Genomic DNA, 24,304 nt, shown 5'->3' with positions numbered 1-24,304 from the left:
CTAAAAGTTTAATTAAAAACCCCCTTGGCCAATCATTCCAGGGGGGCTGTTTTATGGAAATTATCTATTTCAGTAGTCTGAGATTAAAGGGATAACGATACATTTGCCCTTCTTGAACCTTGGTCGCCGCCAAGATCACCACCGCGATCTGAAAAATGGCGATCGCCACAATCAGCGCCAAAAAGATAAAGAAACCAATCCCCGTCACAATTGCCACCAGGGCAGCAAAGGGATTATTGCTGCCACCAATGCCCAACAGGATCATCAAAACAACTCCGGCGATGATCAAAATACTAAGAATAATTCCCGCCGCCAAACCATAAATGGTCATCGAAATCTGGAAATTAACCGATTCCTTTCCGTGGGCATCGATCAGCTCGGACTCCTCTTTTTTGAGATACCAGACCACCGCCGGCGCAATCACATTGACAAAGGGAATCGCCCCAATGCCGACAAAGGCCAAGACGATCCAAGCCAAACTCGACAGATGGCAGGCGATCGCCCAATTTCTTTCCTGTTCTGCATCCATAAATTTATAGTCCCTCCATATCTACCCCAAATATATAGCAGACCCCAGCTTAACTGACATCAAAAGCAACATTAAGCAATTTTATGGATTCAGCAGTAAAAGCAAAGACTTTACGAATTGATTCTGATGTGAGGGATGGATGATTTTCTAATATTTCAGCTTCAGACCATCCATTTGCAAAAAGACTTAAAAGGAATTCAACAGAAATTCTGGTTCCTTTAATTAATTACAGGCTTACCGACTAAAACATTAGAATCTGAATAAATATAACTTTGCCAATTCATAGTAGCTAGAGTCCAACATTTTTCAATAAAAAACAATTGCTTTTCTTTACTTTTTTATCTATCAATTTAGTGCTCAAATCTAATTGTATCTATAAAAATCCCCCTGAAATGAATCAGAGGGATTAAGTTAACTTAAATTAGCTTTGCAGATTTTGGAGTTGAAACTTCAGTCTTAGTAGTCGAAGTCACCGGCACCAGGAGCCGCACCAGCCTTATCTTTTTCAGGCTTGTCAACAACGATGCACTCAGTGGTGAGAACCATGCCAGCGATGGAAGCCGCATTCTGGGTTGCAGAACGGGTTACCTTAGCGGGGTCAACGATACCAGCGGCGAGCATATCAACGAATTCGTTAGTTGCTGCGTTAAAACCAGTATTGAAGTCTTTTTCCTTCACACGCTCAGCGATTACCGCACCGTTTTGGCCAGCATTTTCAGCAATGCGCTTCAGGGGGGCAGTCAGGGCACGGGCCACAATCAAAGCACCAGTGAGTTGCTCAGCAGTGAGGTTATCATTCGCCCAAGCTTCCAATTCGGGAGCGAGGTGCGCCAGAGTTGTACCACCACCGGGAACAATCCCTTCTTCAACGGCTGCTTTGGTCGCGTTGATCGCATCTTCGAGACGAAGTTTGCGGTCTTTCATCTCAGTTTCGGTTGCTGCACCGACTTTGATCACAGCGACACCACCGGAGAGTTTCGCGAGACGTTCTTGGAGTTTTTCTTTGTCGTAGGAAGAATCAGATTCTTCGATTTGACGGCGGATTTGCTCACAACGGGTCTTAACTGCCTGCTCGTTACCATCGGCCACAATGGTGGTGTTGTCCTTGGTGATGGTGATGCGGCGGGCTTTACCGAGCATATCAACGCTGGTGTTGTCGAGCTTGAGGCCTGCATCTTCGGTGATCAGTTGGCCACCGGTGAGTACAGCGATATCTTCGAGCATTTGCTTACGGCGATCGCCAAAACCAGGCGCTTTAACCGCAGCAACGTTGAGGACACCCCGGAGGCGGTTGACCACGAGGGTAGCAAGGGCTTCTTTCTCGATATCTTCAGCGATGATCACGAGGGGCTTACCTTGGCGAGCAACCTGTTCGAGGATTGGAACGAGGTCTTGTACCAGGGTGATTTTTTTGTCAGTGATGAGGATGAAGGGATCTTCAAGAACCGCTTCCATGCGCTCGGTGTCGGTGACGAAGTAGGGGGAAGTGTAACCCTTGTCGAAACGCATCCCTTCGGTGATTTCGAGTTCGGTTTCCATGGATTTCCCTTCTTCGAGGGAGATCACACCTTCTTTACCGACTTTGTCCATGGCCTTGGCGATCATGTCACCAACTTCCTTGTCGTTCCCCGCAGAGATGGCACCGACTTGGGCGATCGCCGTCGAATCTTCTACCGGACGTGCCTGGTCTTTGATGCGGCCAACGAGGAATTCAGTCGCTTTATCAATACCGCGCTTGAGAGCAATGGGGTTCGCACCAGCCGCGACGTTGCGGAGACCTTCTTTGACCATGGCGTGGGCAAGAACCGTTGCTGTAGTGGTTCCGTCACCGGCCACATCATTGGTTTTAGAAGCCGCTTGGCGAATCAAAGAAACACCGGTGTTTTCGATGTGGTCTTCGAGCTCGATTTCCTTGGCAATGGTCACACCGTCATTCACGATCTGGGGTGCGCCAAATTTCTTTTCGAGCACAACGTTCCGACCTTTGGGGCCGAGGGTTACCGCAACAGCTTCAGCGAGGAGGTCGATCCCTTTTTCGAGGGCGCGGCGAGCATCTTCGTTGTAAATAATAGATTTAGCCATAATGATTGAATTTCTAGGTTGAGCGTTTTACGAGAAAAAATAGAAAAATCTGAAACGATTGCTTAGGTCAAACCTAAAAATAATTACGCAACGGTTGCGAGGATATCTTTCTCAGAAAGAAGCACGTAGTCATCGCCACTGAGTTTGATATCAGTACCAGCGTACTTGGAGTAGAGAACTTTATCGCCAACTTTGACATCAACGGCGGAACGGCTACCGTCATCATTGCGCTTCCCTTCACCAACAGCCACAACTTCACCGATTTGGGGCTTTTCTTTGGCGCTATCGGGGAGGAGGATCCCACCAGCAGTTTTCTCTTCAGATTCGCTAACCTTTACGAAAACGCGATCGCCGAGGGGCTTGAGGGTAGAAACATTGATGCTAATTGCTGCCATGGATAATTTCTCCAGATCAATAAACGACTAAATTTAGCTAGATTGAAGTTTAGCACTCTCAATCTCTGAGTGCTAATTTAGCGGAGAAAATTAAATCCAGACAACTCCTGATAATGTACGGGTTCCCGAACTTTAGATCGCTCCAAAAATTGAACTGTATTGCTTCTCAGGGGAAACCCTGACAGAGACAGAAAGCTGTCTCTGCCATGACTCTAAAAATAAACAAGGATCTACTGTTTAACGATCGCCCCGAAATCTGCCAGAACCCGCGCGTGGTTCCGCAACAGCCCAAGGAGATTGAGGCGATTTTCCCGCACAGCAGGATCTTCTGCCATCACCAAAACACTATCCTCTCCATCAAAGAACCGTTCAACCGTGGGTGCCAGGGCCGCTAACCCATCGATCAGTTTTTGGTAATCCCGTTCGGTGCGGGCCGCTTCGGTGGTAGGTACGAGTTCCACTAAGCCGGCGTAGAGATCGCGCTCGGAATTTTGCGCAAATTTCTCCGGGTTAATTACCCCTGTCGGATCGAGACTATCCGTGCTGAGGTTCCCCTTGGCGGCCAACTTTGCAGAACGGTTCACAGTGGCGTAGATTTTTGCGAGTTGGCCATCGTCACGAATGCTCTGTAAAAAGGCAGCGCGATCGCCGACATCCAGTAAATCCGTTAAGGCCCGTTCAGTGTATTCTGTATCATCACCGAGCACCGCATTCACCAGGTCATAATCAATACCTTTTTCATCTTGGAGCAGAGTCTGAATCCGCTGAATAAAGAAGCTTTGCAGGGCTTCGAGGGGAGACGTTTTATCGGGGTGAGCCGTAACAAAATCCTTCGCCCCCTGGGCTAACAGTTCTCCAAGGTCAATTTCCAGACCCGCGTCCCAAGCGACGGTAATAATTGCATTGGCCGCCCGTCGCAGTGCAAAAGGATCCGAGGAACCAGAAGGAATCATCCCCAGACCAAAAATACTAAGCAACGTATCCAGGCGATCGCCCATGCCCACCACTTGACCCGCAAGGGTTTGGGGCAAAATATCATCAGCATTGCGGGGCAGATAATGCTCAAAAATCCCCTCGGCCACGGCAGGTGCTTCCCCACTGACCAGGGCATATTTTTGACCCATGATGCCTTGGAGTTCTGGGAATTCATAGACCATCTGGGTCACCAAATCCGCCTTACAGAGCATAGCGGTGCTGGCAATAATTTCTTTGTCCGCCTCAGACAGGCCAAGCTGTTCCGCAATCTGCTGGGAAATTTCCATAATGCGGTCTACCTTGTCCCGCATCGTCCCTAGTTCTTCCTGGAAGGTGACGGCTTCTAGTTGGGGCAAATAGGTTTCTAAATGTTCATCGCAATCGGCCCGGTAGAAAAATTGACCATCGGCTAACCGCGCCCGGATCACCCGACCATTCCCCGCAGCGATGATCTCTGATTTCTTAGGATCACCATTGGAAATCGTAATAAATTTCGGAAGAAGCTTCGTTTTATCTTGGCGATCGCGCACCGCAAAATACCGCTGGTGAGTGACCATCACCGTCGTAATCACCTCTGTGGGTAGCTCTAAAAACTCCGCTTCAATGTCCCCGACCACTGCCGTGGGATATTCCACCAAATTCACCACTTCAGCGAGGAGATCAGCGGGCATTTCTGCTTCACCACCAATCTCTGCCGCCGCCGCTTTGACGCCAGCAACAATTTTTTCTTCCCGCACCTGGGGATCAACTTCCACGAAAGCTTGTTGCAAAGTCGCCACATAATCAGCCGCATTGCTCAGGGTCACCTCCCCTTGATGTAAAATCCGGTGCCCACGAGAAATACGACCCGCTTCTAACTTACCGGAGCCATTCACCAATTCCAGGGGTAAAACAGCATCATTCCAAAGGGAAACCAGCCAGCGAATCGGCCGCGGAAAGCGCAGATCCCCATCGGCCCACCGCATAAAGCGCCGCCCTTCGAGGGCCGTAAACCAACCTAAAACCAGTTCCTGCAAAATTTCTGGGGTGGGGCGACCGAGGGTTTTCTTTTGGACAAAAACAAAGTCTCCTTTTTCCGTGGGGCGCACCTCCAGGGCGGAGAGTTCAACCCCCTGTTTGCGGGCAAAGCCTTCAGCGGCCTTGGTGGGTTGACCTTCTTTGAATGCGGCGGCAGCGGGGGGGCCTTTAATTTCTTCTTCCCGATCAGCCTGCTGGTCTGGCAACCCTTGGATTAACACAGCCAGGCGTCGGGGGGTTCCGTAGACTTCGATTTCGTCTGGGGTGAGAAAATACTCCGTGAGGCTATGGGAAACGCGGTCTTTTAATTGGGCGATCGCCGCCGCGACAAAATCAGCAGGGAGTTCTTCTGTACCAACTTCAATGAGGTAGGTTGCCATGGGAAACGAAATCAGGTCAATAATGAATCTTGATTAGTTTACCGTGAAGCCACAGGAAAAATAGTGCCCATGGCAATTCATTACCCGCGTAGTAAGAAAAAACGGGCGATCGCCGTTCTCGAAAAACTCCACGAACTCTATCCCGATGCCACCTGTAGTTTGGACTATGAAACCCCCGTGCAATTGATGGTGGCAACCATTCTTTCGGCCCAATGTACCGACGAGCGAGTAAATAAAGTTACACCGGCGCTCTTTGCCCGATTTCCTGATGCGGCGGCCTTTGCGGGAGCAGACGTGGCAGACATTGAACAGCTAGTGCGCTCAACGGGATTTTATCGAAATAAGGCGAAAAATATTCAGGGAGCTTGCCAGCGAATTATGGCGGTTTTCAATGGGGAAGTGCCGCAAACCATGGAAGAGCTTCTGACCTTGCCCGGTGTGGCCCGGAAAACGGCCAATGTTGTTCTGGCCCATGCTTTTGGGATTTGTGCGGGGGTGACGGTGGATACCCATGTGAAACGGCTGAGTAATCGTTTGCGCCTGACAAAATCTGAGAATCCGGTACAAATTGAACGGGATTTGATGAAATTAATTCCCCAGCCGGAGTGGGAAAACTGGTCGATCCGTCTGATTTACCATGGTCGTGCCGTCTGTAATGCCAGAAAACCTCAATGTGAGATTTGTGCGATCGCCAACCTTTGTCCCTCAGCCCCTAAACCCCAGCCAGTTTAAAGCTCTCATCAAAAGATAAAGCGACTAGGCACAAGCTGAATCCGGCCCGCATCCATTTCTGCCATCAAAAGTTCGAGGGCTTCATAATCCGCATCGGAAACATGGCCAAGGCGTGTCAACTCGGAGTTGATCGCGTTTTCAATTTCGGGGGTCATCTGTTTAATGAAAAGGGCTTTTTCCACTAAACGACGAATCATAAATGGCGTACTCACAATAGTAATGTTTCCCTAAATGAGGAACTGATTTCATTACAAAAGAAAGATTCTCTTATTGTCGCTGATTAAGGGTAAATAATGAATGGTCTAAATAGCGTAAAGTGGTGGAATTTGTTTAGGTCATGGTTCCATTTTCGAGGTGTTTACACAATTTCTCCCCGGTCTTAAATAATTTTTAAACTTCGGGCTTCTTTTTTTAGAAAAAATGTAAACAAACATACCGTTCTCGAAGCAATAAAGGATCTTTTGGTAACGAGATGTTTTTGTTCAGGATAAGTTATCATCACACCTGATTTTTGAGTCTCCCCCATACAATGGTTCTATCCCAAATCAAATGTTTAGCAGCCTTTTCAGGGTTTTCTCAACCGAAAAAGTTGTTTGATTTTTGTATAAAAGTTGTGACTAAGACGATGGGTAAACAGGGAAGTTCCCCTGGGGAGAGTCTACCGATGGATAAAAACCAACAGCCTGTTATTCTGCGCCCAAATTGTGCTTTGACAACCTCAAATCTTGACGTATTTTGGCGATCGCTCCATGGGGCCATTAACGACGAATTCAGTCGAGAAATTTTAGTCGATCTCCAGCAGGTAGAATTTATCGACAGTGCGGCGGCGGTGGTGCTCAGTCAGGGCACAAAATTGGCAGAATCCCATGGTAAACGCCTCGGCTGTTGTGGGATCAATTCCCAGGTGCGCATGGTATTGGAGCTGACCCAAATGGAGCAGTTTGTGCGCATTTTCAAAGATGAAGCCGCATTTTTGACACAGACATCCCAGTTACTCGCGGCCTAGCATCTCGAAAGCTCTCCGGTATAATGGGGGACTGAATTGTTTCCCTCGACTCCCTTGGAGGTTCATTACCTGTGGCAACGGCTCCCTGTCTTCCTCAACCGGCTGATTACGAAGCGCTGATTACGACGGATATTTTCAAACCAGCGCGCTACTTGGGTAATGAACTGGGGGCAATCCATAAGCCTTGGCAAGGGGCGGTGGTGCGTTGGGTGCTGACCTATCCGGAAGTCTATGAGGTGGGTTCCTCAAATTTGGGCCATATTCTGCTCTACAACGTGATTAATGCCCAACCTCGACAGTTGTGCGATCGCACTTATCTACCCGCCGCTGATCTGAGCGAGAAGTTAAAGGAAAAAAATCTGCCGCTGTTTGCCCTCGAATCCAGGCGATCGCTGTTGGAATTCGACATTCTCGGTTTTAGTTTGAGCTACGAGCTCGGGGCGACCAATATTCTGGAAATGCTTACCCTTGCCCAGATTCCCCTCACTTGGCAGGAACGGGAAATGGGGGATTATCCCTTTATTTTTGCGGGGGGGCAAACCGCTACATCCAACCCTGAACCCTACGCCGATTTTTTTGACTTTATCGTTCTGGGCGATGGCGAAGAACTTTTGCCCGAAGTGGGTTTCATCCTCGAAGAAGCCAAGGTGAACGGTTTGACTAAAGAAGAAACCCTTTTAGATTTGGCCCAGGTGCCGGGGGTTTATGTGCCTCGCTTCTATGCAATGGCGGCGGATGGTTCTGTGCACCCAATTCGTGACGAAGTGCCCAAACGCATTCTGCGCCGTGTCGCCACGCCAATTCCTGCCTATTCCATCGGCCTCGTGCCCTATGTGGAAACAGTTCATGATCGCCTGACGGTGGAAATTCGCCGGGGTTGTACCCGGGGCTGCCGCTTCTGCCAACCGGGAATGCTAACGCGACCTGCGACGGATGTCGAACCAGAGAAAGTCGTCGATGCTATCGAAAAAGGAATGCGGGCGACAGGTTACAACGAATTTTCTCTACTTTCCCTCAGTTGTTCTGACTATCTCTCGTTGCCAGCGGTAGGAGTCGAGATTAAAAATCGCCTCAAGGACGAAAATATTTCCCTATCTCTGCCCAGCCAGCGGGTGGATCGTTTTGATGAAAATATTGCCAATATTGTCGGTGGGACGCGTAAAGCGGGTTTGACCTTTGCTCCAGAAGCAGGCACCCAACGAATGCGGGATGTGATCAATAAGGGTTTGACCAATGAAGAACTGCTACGGGGTATCCAAACCGCGGTAAAAGAGGGTTGGGACAAGGTCAAGCTTTATTTCATGATCGGTCTCCCCGGAGAAACGGATCTTGATGTGTTGGGCATTGCGGAAACGGTGCAATGGCTGCGGCGGGAATGTGCGTCCCTGAGCAATCGCCGTTTAAACTTCAACATCACCATTTCTAATTTCACCCCAAAACCCCACACGCCTTTCCAATGGCATTCGGTTTCAACGACGGAATTTAAGCGTAAACAGGAACTGTTGCGGGAAGCTTTTCGACCGATTCGCGGCGTGAAGGTAAACTATACCGATGTGCGCATTTCAGCCATGGAGGATTTCGTTGGCCGAGGCGATCGCCGTTTGGGTAAAGTCGTCCGCCGAGCCTGGGAACTGGGGGCTGGCATGGATTCCTGGTGGGAGAATTTAGACAAAGCCTATGGCGCTTGGGAACAGGCGATCGCCGAATCCGACCTCACCTGGAAATACCGCAAAGTCGAAAGTGGCGAGTGGAATATCTTTGAAACCACCGACAATGATCCCCTCGACGCCCCCTTGCCCTGGGATCACCTCAACACAGGCATTGACAAGCAGTGGCTCAAGGACGATCTAAAGCGAGCCCTCGAAGCGGCAACCATTCCCGACTGTGCCTTTGATGGTTGTTCCCATTGTGGCGTCTGCAGCACCGATTTTGGCCATAATGTCGTCTATCAACCGCCCGAAATTCCCGAATTTGTCGGCCAATTCCAAAAGGATCAAGAACGCCTACAACGGTTCCGGGTTTGGTTTGGTAAGCAAGGGGATATGCGCCTGGTTAGTCACCTCGATTTAGTCCGTTTATTTGATCGAGCCGTGCGCCGCGCCTCAATTCCCGTGGCCTTTACCAACGGCTTTCATCCTAGCCCCCGCATTTCCATCGCCAATGCCCTATCATTAGGAGCCACCAGCTCAGGAGAAATTATTGATTTTGAGTTGCGCCAAGTTTTGGATCTAGAAGATTTCCGGCGACGACTCGCTGAACAGTTGCCCATCGATATGCCGATCTATCGCGTCGAGGAAGTGCCCGTCCGTTCTAAGGCCGCCACTGCGCTCCTTACGGAAGCAGAATACCTAATTGATCTTGAAACCGAAGAACCTGTTTCTCCAGCACAATGGGAAGCCTGGCTCGAAGCCATCCGTCAGACTCCGGAAATTCTCCTCGAAAAGAAAACAAAGTCTGGCAAAATTAAGCAACTGAATCTCCGAGAAATGTTAACGGCGATCGCCCTCGAAAAAGTCATTAGCCCCACCCAAGTCCAACTCCGCTATCGAGGTAGTTGCCGCAATGATGGCACTTTATTACAAGCAGATCATATTCTTTATATGATGCATACTATGAGTCAGCAAAATATAAAATTGCTTAAGGTACACCGCTTTACTCTGTACTTATCTGAAGATATTTAATCTAGCTTAATTGATATTATCATTTCGCTTAAATATAACACCATCATCTGACTCGACTTCTCTCATTTATGTTCAAAAGACTGTCGTTATTCAAAAAGCAGTTGATAGGTGAACAAAAAGCCATTTTGAGTAACATTTCGTGGTTGTCATTTGAATATGCTGTTCGGATGATAATCGGTTTTTTTATGAGTGCTTGGATGGCAAGATATCTAGGAGCTGCTCAATTAGGTACATTGAATTATGCCGGGGCAATTATTATTTTACTTCACCCCCTATCCAAGCTTGGATTAGATACTTTAGTTATTCGTTCTCTAGTTAATTTTCCTCAAGAAAAAAATAAAATTTTAGGCACTGTATTTTGGCTCAAACTTGTGATATCCAGCATTATTTCACTTGGGCTTATTGCTACAGGAGTTTATCTTTTTTTGAGAACAGACAATACTGAATTTAGCTTGATTTTTCTAATACTAAGTTCAAGTATTTTATTTCAAGCTTTTGAAGTCGTTAATTTTTGGTTTTCTGCTCAAGTTCAATCTAAATATATAGTTGCCATTAAAATTCTTGTATTCATAGTTGTCACTCTCAGTAAAGTTGCGCTCTTAATTCTACAAGTTCCATTGATTTATTTTGCCTGGATTATATTTGGAGAAGCTGCTCTGGAAGCAAGTGGTTTTGTCTTAGTTTATCAATTAAAAAAATGCCCGTTCAAACTTGAATGGAATACTGAAATTGCAAAATCGTTACTTCATGAAAGCTGGCCCTTAATCTTATCTGGTTTGAGCATCATCTTATATATGAAGACAGACTTAGTAATGTTGGGGAGCATTGTTGGAGAAGAAGCAGTTGGCATTTATTCATCCGCAACTAAAATATCTGAAATATGGTATTTTATTCCTAATATAATTATTGCTTCAGTTTCCCCTTCAATTTATGCAGCAAAAGAAAAAAACAAAAAACAATATTACGAAAAAATCAAAGACTTACTATCCTTTTTGATTCGTCTATCTTTGATGATTTCACTTCCCATTTTGTTCACTGCATCTCCTCTTATTTTGATGATTTATGGGCCAGAATATTTTGCTGCAGGGACAATCTTGAAAATTCATATCTGGGCAACATTATTTGTATTTATGGGAACAGGAATTTCTCCATGGTTTATTGCAGAGAAACTAAGCAATTATTCCTTCTGGATAACTTTTTCTGGTGCGTTACTTAATATCATTCTAAATATCTTTTTGATTCCTAAATATTCTGGCGTCGGTGCAGCAATTTCTACAGTTATTTCTCAGTTATTTTCTGGATTTTTAATTAACGCTTTTTTTTCACAGACAAGAATTGTATTTCGTCTTCAATTAAATACTTTAAATCCATTAAAATTTCCAAAAAAAATCAACAAAAACACCTAAAATGCGTCTTTAATATGATACTCGTAAACTTATCTATCTTATCTAAAAAGCCGACAGGGATTAGTATTTATGCTCGCAATATATCACCATACCTTTCTCAACTAAACTCTAAATTTCTTGTTTGTAATTTTGATAATCAATTTACAACTTTTAATTCTTATTTAATTCCAAAAGAACTTAGTCCAGATTTTGGCTTAAAGGGACATCTTAAACGGCTATATTGGACTCAGTTTAATTTGCCAAAGATTTATCAAAAACTAGAATCAAACTTGATTTTTTCTCCTTTACCAGAATCACCTATTTATACCACTGCTAAAACTGTTGTTATGGTTCATGATTTAATTCCATTACGCCATCCAGACAAGCGCTCTCCATTACACTATTATCAGAAATTTGTTTTACCTATTGTGTTAGATCAAAGTAAGCATATTATTTGTAACTCCCAAGCAACTGCAGATGACTTGATGAATTTTTTCAATATTTCTGCTACTAAAATTACACCCATTTATCTTGCTTATAATCCTAAAAATTTTTACATGCAATCGAATAAGTCAAAATCTAAAAAGCCTTATTTTTTATACTTGGGTCGCCATAACCCACACAAAAATCTCCCTAGAATGATTAAAGCATTTTCTCTGCTTAAGGATAAAGAAGATTATGAATTTTGGCTTATTGGGCCTAAAGATAAACGTTACACGCCACAGTTAATTGATTTGGTGAAAAATCTAGAATTAGAAAATCAAGTCTTGTTTAAAGATTATGTTTCCTTTCAAGACTTGCCTATGATTCTTAATCAAGCATTTTGTTTAATGTTTGTAAGCCTTTGGGAAGGCTTTGGCCTCCCTTTATTGGAAGCAATGGCTTGCGGATTACCTGTCATCACATCTAATCAATCTTCATTAGTCGAAGTGGCAAAAGATTCTGCCATCTTAGTAGACCCAAAAAATGTTCAAGAAATACGTAGTGCGATGGAACGCATCACCAAAGATGATAATCTTTATGCTGATCTAATGCAAAAAGGACTCCAAAGAGCAAGTATGTTTTCATGGGAAAAAACAGGACAAGAAACTAGACAAATTCTCCGGAATTTAAGTTGATTTTCGGGCTTGTTTTTTGATCTACTTTTTTAAGCCGCGTTAGGAGTAATTATTTAGAAGAAAGCCAACCATTTAATCTACCTTGAAAAATAAGCCAATGGAATTTAGCCCGCCATCCCTGCATTTTAGTTGCATAATATAAAGTTCCCAAAATTGGTCTTAATAAAGCGATTGCAACAAACCAAAATGGATAACTATGCTTTTTTAATACACGGCCCGTTCCTGGAGCATACCTTTTTGCGCGTGCCAATGCTTGTTGGTTATACTGGGTAATTGGTTCAAGATGGTAGACTTTTATTTCTGTATCATAATATAGTTTCTTATTTTGTGATAGCAAGTTTAGAAGATAATCAGTCTCATCCGAGCATTGCCAAGGAGAGTCTGCACCTGGTCCAAGTGTCTCATCAAAACCTTGGGCGTTTGCAAGTGCATAGGTTCGCAAAAAAATGGATGAAGTAATTCCTCTACGCCAGACATTAAACTTATGAATTTCTCCTGGATTCTTATCCCATCTGCTTGTTGTCAAATTTTCTTTTAGATCAATGGTACAACCACTTAAAGCATCCCAATTAATATTATTTAAAAACCAAGTATTGACTGACATTAAAAGTATATCTGGATACCAGCAATCGTCATCAGGAAAACTGACAATTTCACCAGATACATACCTAAATCCAAAATTCCTCCCCGCTGACACCCCCCTTTGATCATGCTTCAGGTAAATCAAATTGATCTCATTAAAATAACTTTCTAATGTTACTTTGAGTTTTGAAGTCTCATTTTGATCGACAATAATCAATTCAAAATCCTGATGTTTTTGTTTTATTAAAGAGTGAATTAGGCGCACGATTTTATCATGCCTATCTTCACCTAATGTGCTGGTGATTAAGGAGAATTTCATTTTCTAGAGAACACTTATAAAAAAAAAGGAGTTAAAATATAGCGGTTCCAAATAAAATATAAGAGTATTGCGACTTTATTTTCAGAACTACATGTAATGAAGATTCTTTTATAAGAATTTATTTAATCTAACAAAACTTTCAACAGAGCATAGTTGGATTTTTAATTTTATAATTCTATTTTCACGATTAGAGAAAGCTGTTACTGATTATCTCTCTTAAAAATTAAAATTCCTCGGCACATGCCGAGGAGAGTCAAGTCCAGACGAGAAATTCAGGTTTATTTTTTACCCAACACTTGAGACTTAAGAGAATTGAATTCTGCCAGCAATTCATCACGGTTTGAAGCTTTAAGTAAATAGCGATAGACAAACCATGCTGTGTAAGAGATACCAATCAGCTCAAAGGTGGGTGCTAATAGGGGAATATCGTTAATGGCACCGATTAGTGCGAAGGTCAGCTTGACGGTGATCAAAGCTGCCACGATCAAACCGACGGTGATCAGGGGTTGCTTATAGTCGGCGAAAAATTTCCCTAGCTCCTCAGGCAGTTCAGACAGAAAATCCGTGATGGGTTTGACTGCTTCTTGCCAAGGCTGCTCGGTTTGGGGGGAGGTCATGGGACCGGGTGCTTCGTTGTTAAACGGAGTTGTACCAGTTTCTACTTGGGTTTCAGGCTGTTGTTCCATCTTTCAAACCTATCCTTAACGATTTATATAGTACAGAGTGGTGATGGGGCAGTCTCACTAGGATGCAGCGGAGGTGCCTTTCAGATTTTGAGTAAGGGACGAATGATGCCCATATTATCAGACATATCTATAAATCTCTGTCTACATCCTACCGAGAGAATCAAGAATAGCTGATATAAAATGGCCTTGGCGATATCTCTTCCTTAATTTATTGGAAAAGAACTTTGGAAAGGCTGTCAATTTTTTGGTTTGTGCTGCGCCTAAACGCTTAAGATGCCTATGCTATGATGATGCCAATTTTTATGAAATCGCGTAGAACGTATCATAGATCTTAGCTATCCATGTCTGCAAAATTTTAGCCTCCGGTTTATATGAGCCAGAAACCTGATCCCTCGCAAGTGCAATCCGTTTCTCCCGTTGGCACCCAATCGCAGCCAGTGTTATCGACTGAAGCAGGTTTATCGGAAGTGTCTGGGACGCAAGATTTAAGCATGGAAACGACGGCAATCGCCAATGGGGATCCAGAGCAAGCAACGGCAGAGACAGAGACAGAAATCCTTGGGGTTCCGCGTAAACGCCAATTTCTTCTCCCCAATTGGCAATGGTTAGGGTTGCTCTTAATTTTCCTATCAGGGGGGGTCGGTTTTCTAGCGACATCGGTTCTCTTGAGCTTTAATGGCAGCAACAATTGCAGTGCCCTATTCTTGCCTTTAGCCTCCGCCACCACCCGCTTATATTGCGCCCAGATCGAAGCGGAGAAACAGACCCTTACCAGCTACCTAAAGGCGATTCGGATGGTGAGTGGTTTTTCGGAGAATCACCCCCTCCGGGCGGATATTGACCGCAACATTGAGGTGTGGGTTTCGCAAATTATTGCCCTTGCTGAGGTGGAATTCCAGGCGGGAAAGTTAGATGAGGCGATCGCCATGGTGCGCGATATTCCCGAAAAGGCCGGTTTTCAAGCAGAAATCGAGGCCCAAATCACGGCCTGGGAAGACATTTGGCAAGAGGGAGAAGCGATTCTAGCTAGCCTGCAACGGCAACTCGAAGCAGGAGATTTAAGCCAGGCGATGCGGACAGTCGTCCAACTCAGTTATTTAGACAATCGCTACTGGGCTACGGTGAAGTACGATGAGGCCATGGCGCAAATTCAGTTGGCTCGCAAGGAAACGGAGCAGCTAGAAGGGGCCTATGCAGCCCTGCGTCGGGGCGGTTTAGAAAATTGGCTCCAGGCGATCGCCCAGGCGAGCAACATTAGCCAAGATAGCTATGCTTACCCCCAGGCCCAACGTTTAATTAGTGACGCCCGCGAAAAAATCATTGACTACACCGACAACATCATTGATGAACGCCGCTGGGATGACTTACTGGCCCTCTGCGATCGCCTACCGGATCAACTGAACCTCGACAACGTGGTGGTCGATTGGCGAATTCTGGCCCAAGCTGGCCTTAGGGCGAACCAAGGAACCGTTAAGGATCTCGAAACAGCCCTGGTGCAAATCCAAAGTATTCAGCCCGCCAGTGCTGTCTATGACCAGGCCCAAGGTCTGATTAGTCGTTGGCAACGGGAAATTGAGGACGTGGCGCTCCTAGAACAGGCTGAGGAATTGGCCCAGGGGGGAAATATCGCCGACTATGAACGGGCGATCACCCAGCTCAACCGTGTCCCCTCAGGCAACCCCCGTTACGATGAAGCCCGCCAAAAAATTCGCCAATGGCGTCGCCAAATTGAAATCGCCGAAGACTCTCCCACCCTGGCCTATGCAAAAGATTTAGCGGCGACCAATCGTCTCCAGGAGGCGATCGCCGAAGCCCGCACGATCCAATCCGGTCGCGCCCTCTACAACGAAGCCCAAGAAAATATTCGTCAGTGGCGCAACACCATTGAACGGACTGAAGATCAGCCGATCTTTGACCGAGCTGTGGCCCTCGGCCAACAAAAACGCTTCGATGAGGCGATCGCCGTTGCCAACCAAATTGCCCCGAACCGTGTTCTTTATGACGAAATGCAGTCTAGGGTCAGGAGTTGGCGTCAAGAACAAACCGCGATCAATAATCTCAATCGCGCCTACCAAGTGGCCAATGGTAACTCTGTCTCTGCCTGGGTAGAAGCCATTAACCTTACCCAAGAAATTCCCAGCAGCGCTAGCCAACTGCGGGCCGAAGGAAAACAGGCCGCTGACCAATGGAGCTATCGGATCCTCTCTGTAGCCCAGAGCCAAGCCAATATCTCAATCCCCCAGGCGATCGCCACCGCTCGTCAAATCCCCCGCAATACCGCTGCCTACGACGCCGCCCAAACCCAAATCAACACCTGGCAACGTCTCACCACCCCCAGCCCTAGTCCCCAAACCATCGACGTTCCGACCAACCTCTAAGCCCCCCTTCTTCAGTTGCTCATGACCACCGAACACCCCCTTGGCTCTGTAATTCAAGGTTCTCTAAGCCAAGGCCTCGAAGTCCGTCTCCATGGCGATGTGTCCGTCGAAGAAATGCGCGTCGGTAAATTTCTCGTCGTCAAAGGGAGCCGCTCCCAATTTTTCTGTCTCCTTACCGATGTTTCCCTAGGCACCTCTAGCCCCCGCATCCTCGCCGATCCGCCCAATCCCAACGACGATTTCCTCCAAGCCGTCCTTGCCGGAACCAGCACCTATGGCACCGTCGAACTCGCACCGATGCTAATGTTTACCCCCAGCCAAGCAGAAGAGCACGAAACAGAAAACTTTGAGACCCTTGAACTACTGCCCGTAAAAACGATCCCCAGTCACTTCAGTCAAGTTTACGAAGCCAACGAACAGGACTTTCGACGAGTATTTGGTTGGGAGGACGATCCCCACCACAAAAAATTTGCCATTGGCCGTCCCCTCGATATGGATGTGCCCATTTGCCTTGACCTTGACCGCTTTGTGGAACGAAGTAACGGCATTTTTGGTAAGTCTGGCACCGGCAAATCCTTCCTAACCCGGTTATTGCTATCTGGCATTATCAAGCGACGGGCCGCCGTAAACCTGATGTTTGATATGCATTCTGAATACGGTTGGGAGGCCATTGAAGAGGGCAAAGGCGTCAGTACCGTTAAAGGTCTCCGGCAGCTTTTCCCCGGTCAAGTTGAAATCTACACCCTCGATTCAGAATCCACCCAACGGCGGGGGGTACGCGATGCCCAGGAACTTTACCTCAGCTTCGATCAAATTGAAATTGAAGATATTCGGCTCGTTGGTTTTGAGCTGGGGCTATCTGAGGCGAGTCTCGATAATGCCAACGTCCTCTATTCTGAGTTTGGTCGTACCTGGATTGTCAAACTTCTGGAGATGAGCAATGAAGATATCCGCCTCTTTTGCGAAGAACGCCAAGGCCATGCTGGTTCTATTATGGCTCTGCAGCGGAAATTAAAACGACTCGAAAACCTTAAATATATCCGCCAAACTTGCCCCTTTAACTACATCGACCAACTGCTTCAGAGCCTCGATGCAGGGAAACACGTCATCATCGAATTTGGCTCTCAATCTAATATGCTGTCGTACATGTTGGCGACAAATATGATTACCCGACGCATTCACGCCGCCTATGTGAAAAAAGCAGATCTGTACCTACAAACCAAAAACGTCCAGAATAAACCGACGCCCCTGGTGATCACCATTGAAGAAGCCCACCGATTTTTAGATTCTAAAATTGTCCACCAAACTATTTTTGGCACGATCGCCAGGGAAATGCGGAAATATTTTGTTACCCTCCTGGTCGTCGATCAGCGTCCTTCCGGCATCGACAACGAAGTCATGTCCCAAATTGGCACGCGGGTAACTTGTTTGCTCAATGACGAAAAAGATATTGATGCGATTTTTACGGGGGTCTCTGGGGGCGGCAACCTACGCTCTGTCCTGGCCAAATTAGATTCCAAACAACAGGCCCTCGTGCTTGGCCATGCCCTCCCCATGCCAGTAGTGATGCGGACGCGCTCCTATGACCAGACGTTTTACCAAGAAATTGGCTGCCATGACTGGCAAACTGTGACGGATGAAACCTTATTTGTCGAGGCGGATTTAGCGAAAGCGGATCTCGGCTTTTAGGAAGTTTGTTAAAAAAGTTTACAATAAATAAATATTTTATTGACCAAGTAGTCAAAAAGAACGATTAAATCCATGACAACGACTTTTGCAACCCTGCTAGAACCCTTTCACCTCTGGGATCTCCCTTTGACAAACCGTGTAGTAATGGCTCCCATGACCAGGGCCCGGGCCGGCAAAGACCGCATTCCCAACGCGCTCATGGCGGAATACTATGGCCAACGGGCTTCGGCGGGTCTAATTATTGCAGAGGCCACAACCATTTCAGAACAGGCCAATGGTTGGAATGAATCGCCAGGTGTTTACACGGACGCCATGGTTGAAGGATGGCAACTCACCACCCAAGCCGTCCACGCCAAAGGCGGCAAGATTTTCTTGCAATTGTGGCACATGGGCCGCGCTTCCCATAGCAGTTTCCATGGGGGTCAATTGCCGATCGCCCCTTCCGCAATCAAAATTAATAACGGCGAAGAAATTCATACGCCCCTTGGCAAACAGCCCTATGAAGTCCCCAGGGCCATTGAAACAGAAGAAATCCCTGGGATTATTGAGGAGTATCGTCAGGCGGCAATCAGGGCAAAAGCAGCGGGCTTTGATGGTATTGAGATTCACTCCGCCAACGGCTATTTACTCGATACATTCCTCCAATCGAAAACGAATCATCGCACGGATGCCTATGGGGGTAGCGCCACGAATCGTTGTCGTTTACTCCTCGAGATTTTAGATGCGGTAACAACGGTCTGGGATTCCCGTCGTGTGGGTGTTCGTTTTTCCCCCAATGGTTCCTTTAATGATATGGGTTCGCCCGATTTCCGTGAGCAGTTTACCTACGCTGCTAGTCAACTGAATCGGTACAATTTGGCTTACCTCCACGTCATGGATGGTTTGGCCTTTGGCTTCCATGAATTGGGAGAGCCGCTGACCTTGGCCGATTTCCGGGCCGTTTATGATGGTGTTCTAATGGGCAATTGTGGCTATGATCAAAAGAGTGCGGAAACGGCGATCGCCACTGGGCAAGCTGACCTAATTGCCATTGGCCGTCCTTTTATTAGTAACCCTGACCTCGTTGAACGTTACACCAATAACTGGGCCTTAAACCCCGATGCAGATATGGCCACTTGGTATGCCCCCACAGGCACGGAAGGCTATACCGATTTCCCGACCTATGCCGCCTAGGATGCTGGTCGATTTCCATTGCTGATAGGCAATTTAGCAAAAAGGACAGCCCTAGGGCTGCCCTTCTTTTATGTTTGAGATTGCGACACTACAATCTCAAATTGCCTTAAATAAAGCTGGGTTGGTGACGAATCAAGTTGAGAAACTCTTCACGGGTTTTTTGTTCTTTCTGGAAGCAGCCAATCATGGCACTGGTAACTGTCCAAGAACCGGGCTTTTGGACACCCCGCATGGACATACACATGTGAATCCCTTCCATCACCACCGCAACCCCTTGGGGGTCAAGGATTTCTTGGACCGCTTCTGCAATTTGTCGGGTCAGGCGTTCTTGCACCTGGAGGCGGCGGGAATACATTTCGACGATCCGTGCTAATTTGCTGAGGCCCACAACTTTTTGATTCGGGATATAGGCCACGTGGGCACGACCCATAAAGGGCAACATATGGTGTTCGCAGAGGCTAAAGAAATCGATGTCCCGCACCAATACCATTTCATTGTGCCCTTCATCGAAAATTGCACCATTGACGATGTCTTCAAGGGACTGGTTATAGCCTTGGGTCAGAAACTGCATGGCTTTTGCCACCCGCAGCGGCGTCTTTAGGAGACCTTCACGGTCAGGATCTTCGCCAACGGCTTCTAGCATCGTATGCACAGCCTCTGCCATTTTCTGCTGGCTTTCTTCTGTGGCAGGGCGGATGCTTGCTGCTTTGCCATTGTGGCTATTGCGGTCTGGCCGAGTCACCAGATCATTGAGGTCACGACCTAGAGCATCAGTCGCCATGGTTTTTGTAGAACCATTGAAGCCGCTTGAAGAAGATGTTGTCATAATTCGGTATGGAATGAAGAAGTAAAAGGAACTGGGGCAGGGGAGAGTAGATCCTCGCTAACAATAAACTGTTGGATTCCCTGCTTTAGAGATCATGGTCAATTCTTCAATACTGGGCTCAACGGATGGTCGAATCCCTTGAAGAATACTTTGGGGACGCTTTCGGAAATAAAAATCCTGGAGCGGCCAAAACTTTAGCCAGACATGACTAAGCTGCGTCATTCGATGACGGCACAGCCGGGTGGGTCTGGGGATCAGGAGTTGCGGAATGGCAATGGATGAGGCGTTAAACAAAATCCCGAACCTGCCATGCTGTTGAACATTGAGCTTGGATATCAGGGGGGCTGCCATCGCAAAGGAAGGAAGAAGGGCCAAGGGTTTGCAAGAATTTAGGGGCAGAGGCGATCGCCAAAGGTGGACAGAAGAGATCATGGGCAGGGAACTGCACTCAACATAGCGCGATGGGTGGGCAAAAAAATTAGCTTAGTCCATAGAAAATCCCAGAAAAAATGTCCACGACCTAAACTCTGTTTACCAATGGAGACGAAAGGATATTGGTGATTTCACTGCCTTTTGGGAGAACAAAATTGGGGGAAAGTCCCATAGTTCACATTAGGGCTCAGCGGCTTCTTATCCTAGCAAAATTTCGGAAATGTTACAAAATATTGCTAAATGATTAGAATCAGTACCCATGAATGCCAAACCAGATCCTAAAGTTAGGAACTCTCTAAAAACACACCAATTTTCCGGAACCGCTGGTAGCGCAATTCACGGCGGCGTTCTGGCGTCAGCTTCAGCAGGGTTTGGAGGTTATCTTGGATCGCTGCTTTCAGGAGTTGGGCGGCCCCAATGGGATCGGCGTGGGCGCAGGAGGCTGGCTCTGAGACAATTTCATCGATAATCTCAAGGCTTTTCAAATCCTCTGCTGTAATCTTTAGGGCGGCGGCGGCCTGCTCTGATTTCCCGGCATCTTTCCAGAGAATGGCGGCACAGGCCTCTGGGGTCGCCACTGTGTAAACGGAATTTTTTAACATCAAGACGCGATCGCCGACGCCAATCCCTAAGGCCCCACCGGAACCGCCTTCGCCAATGACCGTGCAAATAATCGGCACATCGAGGCTAAACATTTCCCGGAGGTTAAAGGCGATCGCCTCCCCTTGGCCCAATTTTTCCGCTTCTAAACCAGCCCAAGCCCCAGGAGTATCAATAAACGTTAAAATCGGCATCCCAAAGCGGTTCGCATGGTCCATCAGCCGCATCGCCTTACGGTAGCCCCCAGGAGCCGGCATGCCAAAATTCCGGGCGACATTATCCTTCGTATCCCGTCCTTTTTGGTGCCCTAGCATCATCACCGGTTGACCATCAAAGCGGGCCACCCCGCCAATGAGAGCCGGATCATCAGATCCACCGCGATCGCCATGGAGTTCAAACCATTCGTCCGCCATCATTTGAACATAATCAAGGGTGCTGGGACGCCGGGGATGCCGCGCCAATTGCAGCCGTTGGGCCGGGGTGAGGGTACTAAAAATTTCTTCCCGAAGCTGGTCTGCCCGCGCCTCTAGCTGTTGAATCTGTTCTGAAACATCAACATTATTCTCCGCAGCAAGATCACGAATTTGATGGATGCGTGATTCTAATTCCGAAAGAGGTTTTTCAAAATCAAGCAGAAACGTCCGGCGCTCCGTTTTCGGCATGGTGAGTTCAATTCACTGACAACTGTTCACAAATTAAACTCTATTATCCCCGGAAGCCTCCCCAACAGTAAAGGAATCCGTACTGCCACCCCCGAAAAGTTTTGCCAAAATAGAAAGTAAGCAGTTTTAACTTTTCAAGCATCAAATCACTTATTTATGAGCAACACCAGTAATTTTCGTGACGCCATTCGGCAGGCCAAAGGTCAAGCCCTGGTTGGCCCAGAAGTCATTAAAAATGCCCTACCCTACTTGGGGGGCGGCCTACTCCTGACAGCCCTCGGAACCTATGGTGGTTTGGGAGTAATCCAAAACAATCCTAGCATCTTTATGCCCACCTTCTGGGTTGCCCTGATCGCTGAATTGGCCCTCTTTTTCGTTGCCCGCGGCGTCGCTGAAAAGGGAAATAATAGCGTCGCCCTCCCTCTCTTGGCCGGCTACAGTCTACTTTCTGGGTACACCCTCACAGGGATTGTTGCCCTCGCCATTGGTACTGCAGGAGTTGGGATCCAAGGGGTTGGGATCGCAGCCCTCGGCTGTGGTATTACTTTCATCATTGGGCGCAATATTGGCTCAAACCTCTCCGATGAAGATGGTTTAGCCCTGGCCCAAACAGTACGCCTCGGAATTATTGCCTTGTTTGTGGTGCTGTTGGCCCAGCTTGGTTTTGCTTTCTTTGGAGTTTACACGCCCAGTTGGTTAGAGGTCGGGATCTCTGGCTTAGGGACACTATTATTTGCTGGTTCGGCGGTAGTTGACTTCTATGTGTTGCCTCGTGCCTACCGTAATGAGCAATATCTCTCGGCTGCTCTGTCGATGTATTTGACCTATATCAACCTATTTGTGTTTATTCTGCGCTTGTTGATTGCCATCAATAGCCGAGACTAACCCCCTTTGCCTTCGGCATCTCCCCCAGGGGAAGTTAGCCCCCACTGTCTGCGACATCTCCCCCTGGGGAGAATGGGCTCTCTGGTTCATCGGCCAGGGGGCTTTTTTATTGGGGTTGCAGCACCATCAGGGCGAGATCGAGGGTTTCTCTAAGGTGTTCGGGGTTAGGCAAGCCTTTAATGCGGGTGTTTAATCCTAGAAGGACATGGTAGAGATAACGGGCAGTTTTCGGGCTGTCAAAAGCGGGGGGCAGTTCTCCTTTGGCGATCGCCTGATTGAGGGTACTCGTAAAAATTTGCTCGACATTGGTGGCAATATCTTCCACGAGGGCGGCCACCTGGGGATCGTGGGGCGCGAGTTCAATCATTGCATTGACGACAAAACAGCCCCGACAACCGAGGAGTTTGGCATTGTCGGCGGTTTGATAAAACAAATTTCGGAGATTTTCGAGGGGGGAAGCGGAATAATTGAGCCGCTCTTCTAGCTGGCGCACTGCGATTTTGCCGTAGTAGGCGATCGCCTCCAGGAACAAATCATGTTTATTGCCGAAAGTATTGTACAGACTTTGCCGCTGGATCCCCATGTAGTCCAAAAGTTCCGCAAGGCTTGTGGCGCTATAGCCCTTTTCCCAGAACAATTCCATTGCCTTTTCAAGAGCGGCATTACGGTTAAAAGCAAGCTTTCGGCCCACCATGGCACAACCTAGATACAGTGCAGAAAAACTGGTTTTATCCTAAAGGAAATTTCTCTGCACCGTCAAAAAATCTTGTGATCAAGGGCAAGTGCCAGACCAGGGTATTGGTCGGTTTAGGGAGTTGCCATAGACCCCTTCAAACTGACAAGGCGTCGTAAAGGTCATCTCAAAATCTCTCACAGGGCCACCTAAAGGGGCACCAAGGAGTCCTAGTTGAACAGTTCCTTTGATTACATAGGCATTTTGATTTGCATCCCAACCCTCTGTGGTGATAGTCATGAAATCAGTGCTATCCGGGCCAAAGACCGTCGACAATCCCCAATCGATAGAGCCCTGCAGTTCCCCATTGGTATAGCTGTAAGTAGTTTCCCAAATTCCCCTTAAAGCAGGCCGGAATTGCCCAGAACCAGAAGGATTTCCGCTGGTAAATGAACCATTTCCAGTATTTCCCGTATTTGCGGTATTTCCGGTGTTAGACGAGTTGTTATTATTATTCGTGTTCGGCGTGCCAGGATTACGAGCCCGCTCATTGGCGTTGGTGGTGGTAGGGGGTACCGGAGCCGTGCCTAAGCCAACCACCTGCATACAGCCTTGAGTATTATCGTTAAACACTCGGAGTGTCGTAGATTCGCTACTTTGCATGAGTTTGGGGAGATACTGGGCAGCACGGACACCAGTATCACAAATCACATTCGGTTCTCCGGGACGAAGGGCGCGATCTTGCCAACTACATTCTCCCGGTTGCAGGCCTTGGGGAGCACTGCCCGTTGCTGGCCGGAAGACAATTTTCACCTTGTTACCGCTGGTATTGGTAATGCTTAAATTCCCGCCACCTCGACAGGTCAGGGGATAGTTTTGTTGGGCTTGGGCCGGGGCGATCGCCCCTTGGACAATTAGGAGAGAGGACATACCCAGATAGGCACAGGCTTCTTTAAAGACAGACATCGATTTCAGTCTCCAAAATAATGCTCAAGATAATGACATGGACAAAAAAACAAAAAGCGATGCAGAGGAGAAGCTTGAAGCCTATTTCAATTCCCCCTGCATCTTTCAGCCAAGCAGCGATTAGGCCACAACC

21 protein-coding genes are annotated in these 24,304 nt (G+C 47.2%); 9 read left to right on the top strand and 12 right to left on the bottom strand.

Annotated elements, in window-relative coordinates:
- Positions 1-64 precede the first annotated feature (64 nt).
- From AWQ23_RS12255 to glyS, 5 genes are all read right to left on the bottom strand, one after another.
- Positions 65-529 (bottom strand): DUF4870 domain-containing protein, encoded by a 465-nt coding sequence (locus AWQ23_RS12255; RefSeq protein WP_012308055.1) that lies wholly within the window; start codon positions 527-529, stop codon positions 65-67.
- 49 nt (positions 530-578) lie between these two features.
- Positions 579-752: a DUF433 domain-containing protein gene (locus AWQ23_RS15775; protein WP_397428320.1), complete on the bottom strand. Its 174-nt coding sequence runs from the start codon at positions 750-752 to the stop codon at positions 579-581.
- A gap of 233 nt (positions 753-985) precedes the next feature.
- The gene (gene groL, locus AWQ23_RS12250) at positions 986-2,611 is read right to left on the bottom strand and encodes a chaperonin GroEL (RefSeq protein ID WP_030006933.1); all 1,626 of its coding nucleotides are present in this window, start codon (positions 2,609-2,611) and stop codon (positions 986-988) included.
- Between the two features lie 83 nt (positions 2,612-2,694).
- Positions 2,695-3,006 (bottom strand): co-chaperone GroES, encoded by a 312-nt coding sequence (gene groES / locus AWQ23_RS12245; RefSeq protein ID WP_012308053.1) that lies wholly within the window; start codon positions 3,004-3,006, stop codon positions 2,695-2,697.
- Positions 3,007-3,236: 230 nt separating this feature from the next.
- Positions 3,237-5,378 (bottom strand): glycine--tRNA ligase subunit beta, encoded by a 2,142-nt coding sequence (glyS, locus tag AWQ23_RS12240; RefSeq protein ID WP_062435849.1) that lies wholly within the window; start codon positions 5,376-5,378, stop codon positions 3,237-3,239.
- Positions 5,379-5,447: 69 nt separating this feature from the next.
- Here glyS and nth point away from each other — a divergent pair, with 69 nt between their 5' ends.
- A complete protein-coding gene (gene nth / locus AWQ23_RS12235; protein ID WP_062435846.1) occupies positions 5,448-6,110 on the top strand; it encodes an endonuclease III in 663 nt (220 codons plus the stop codon).
- Between the two features lie 8 nt (positions 6,111-6,118).
- Here the strand turns inward: nth and AWQ23_RS12230 are convergent, their stop codons facing one another.
- Positions 6,119-6,307: a hypothetical protein gene (locus AWQ23_RS12230; protein WP_198158658.1), complete on the bottom strand. Its 189-nt coding sequence runs from the start codon at positions 6,305-6,307 to the stop codon at positions 6,119-6,121.
- Positions 6,308-6,723: 416 nt separating this feature from the next.
- On the opposite strand from AWQ23_RS12230, the gene AWQ23_RS12225 reads away from it, so the two are divergent.
- The 4 genes from AWQ23_RS12225 to AWQ23_RS12210 all read left to right on the top strand — a co-directional run bounded on the left by AWQ23_RS12225 (position 6,724) and on the right by AWQ23_RS12210 (position 12,300).
- Positions 6,724-7,116 (top strand): STAS domain-containing protein, encoded by a 393-nt coding sequence (locus AWQ23_RS12225; RefSeq protein ID WP_159457021.1) that lies wholly within the window; start codon positions 6,724-6,726, stop codon positions 7,114-7,116.
- A 71-nt stretch (positions 7,117-7,187) separates the two neighbouring features.
- Positions 7,188-9,797: a TIGR03960 family B12-binding radical SAM protein gene (locus tag AWQ23_RS12220; RefSeq protein ID WP_062435843.1), complete on the top strand. Its 2,610-nt coding sequence runs from the start codon at positions 7,188-7,190 to the stop codon at positions 9,795-9,797.
- Positions 9,798-9,865: 68 nt separating this feature from the next.
- Entirely contained in the window at positions 9,866-11,203 is a 1,338-nt protein-coding gene (locus tag AWQ23_RS12215; RefSeq protein WP_062435840.1) for a flippase, read from the top strand.
- Between the two features lie 14 nt (positions 11,204-11,217).
- Positions 11,218-12,300 carry a glycosyltransferase family 1 protein gene (locus tag AWQ23_RS12210; protein WP_062435838.1) on the top strand — a complete coding sequence of 361 codons (1,083 nt, stop codon included), beginning with the start codon at positions 11,218-11,220 and terminating at the stop codon, positions 12,298-12,300.
- Positions 12,301-12,349: 49 nt separating this feature from the next.
- On the opposite strand, the gene AWQ23_RS12205 is transcribed toward AWQ23_RS12210, so the two are convergent.
- On the bottom strand, positions 12,350-13,201 hold the full coding sequence (locus AWQ23_RS12205) for a glycosyltransferase family 2 protein (protein ID WP_062435835.1): 852 nt from the start codon (positions 13,199-13,201) through the stop codon (positions 12,350-12,352).
- A gap of 278 nt (positions 13,202-13,479) precedes the next feature.
- Positions 13,480-13,887, bottom strand: coding sequence for a CAAD domain-containing protein (locus tag AWQ23_RS12200; RefSeq protein ID WP_012308044.1), 408 nt, complete (start codon positions 13,885-13,887; stop codon positions 13,480-13,482).
- 371 nt (positions 13,888-14,258) lie between these two features.
- Between AWQ23_RS12200 and AWQ23_RS12195 the strand changes: the two genes are divergently transcribed.
- The 3 genes from AWQ23_RS12195 (at position 14,259) to AWQ23_RS12185 (ending at position 19,127) form a co-directional block, all read left to right on the top strand.
- Positions 14,259-16,265: a hypothetical protein gene (locus AWQ23_RS12195; RefSeq protein ID WP_232308905.1), complete on the top strand. Its 2,007-nt coding sequence runs from the start codon at positions 14,259-14,261 to the stop codon at positions 16,263-16,265.
- 21 nt (positions 16,266-16,286) lie between these two features.
- Positions 16,287-17,954 (top strand): ATP-binding protein, encoded by a 1,668-nt coding sequence (locus AWQ23_RS12190; protein WP_062435832.1) that lies wholly within the window; start codon positions 16,287-16,289, stop codon positions 17,952-17,954.
- A 63-nt stretch (positions 17,955-18,017) separates the two neighbouring features.
- Positions 18,018-19,127, top strand: a complete 1,110-nt coding sequence (locus AWQ23_RS12185; protein ID WP_315862687.1) for an alkene reductase — start codon at positions 18,018-18,020, stop codon at positions 19,125-19,127.
- A 106-nt stretch (positions 19,128-19,233) separates the two neighbouring features.
- Here AWQ23_RS12185 and folE read toward each other — a convergent pair whose 3' ends face one another.
- Both folE and accA read right to left on the bottom strand, forming a co-directional pair.
- On the bottom strand, positions 19,234-19,953 hold the full coding sequence (gene folE, locus AWQ23_RS12180) for a GTP cyclohydrolase I FolE (protein WP_012308040.1): 720 nt from the start codon (positions 19,951-19,953) through the stop codon (positions 19,234-19,236).
- 716 nt (positions 19,954-20,669) lie between these two features.
- Positions 20,670-21,647, bottom strand: a complete 978-nt coding sequence (gene accA, locus AWQ23_RS12175; protein ID WP_062435826.1) for an acetyl-CoA carboxylase carboxyl transferase subunit alpha — start codon at positions 21,645-21,647, stop codon at positions 20,670-20,672.
- Positions 21,648-21,803: 156 nt separating this feature from the next.
- On the opposite strand from accA, the gene AWQ23_RS12170 reads away from it, so the two are divergent.
- Positions 21,804-22,532 carry a Bax inhibitor-1 family protein gene (locus tag AWQ23_RS12170; RefSeq protein WP_062435823.1) on the top strand — a complete coding sequence of 243 codons (729 nt, stop codon included), beginning with the start codon at positions 21,804-21,806 and terminating at the stop codon, positions 22,530-22,532.
- A 106-nt stretch (positions 22,533-22,638) separates the two neighbouring features.
- Here the strand turns inward: AWQ23_RS12170 and AWQ23_RS12165 are convergent, their stop codons facing one another.
- Positions 22,639-23,226 (bottom strand): TetR/AcrR family transcriptional regulator, encoded by a 588-nt coding sequence (locus AWQ23_RS12165; protein ID WP_062435820.1) that lies wholly within the window; start codon positions 23,224-23,226, stop codon positions 22,639-22,641.
- Positions 23,227-23,304: 78 nt separating this feature from the next.
- Positions 23,305-24,171, bottom strand: coding sequence for a hypothetical protein (locus AWQ23_RS16215; RefSeq protein WP_071884931.1), 867 nt, complete (start codon positions 24,169-24,171; stop codon positions 23,305-23,307).
- Between the last annotated feature and the right edge of the window lie 133 nt (positions 24,172-24,304).

This window comes from Picosynechococcus sp. PCC 73109 (assembly GCF_001521855.1).
Taxonomy (GTDB): Bacteria; Cyanobacteriota; Cyanobacteriia; order Cyanobacteriales; family MRBY01; genus MRBY01.
Note: the sequence above shows the minus strand (reverse complement) of the source record. Positions and strands in the feature narration are given on the sequence as shown.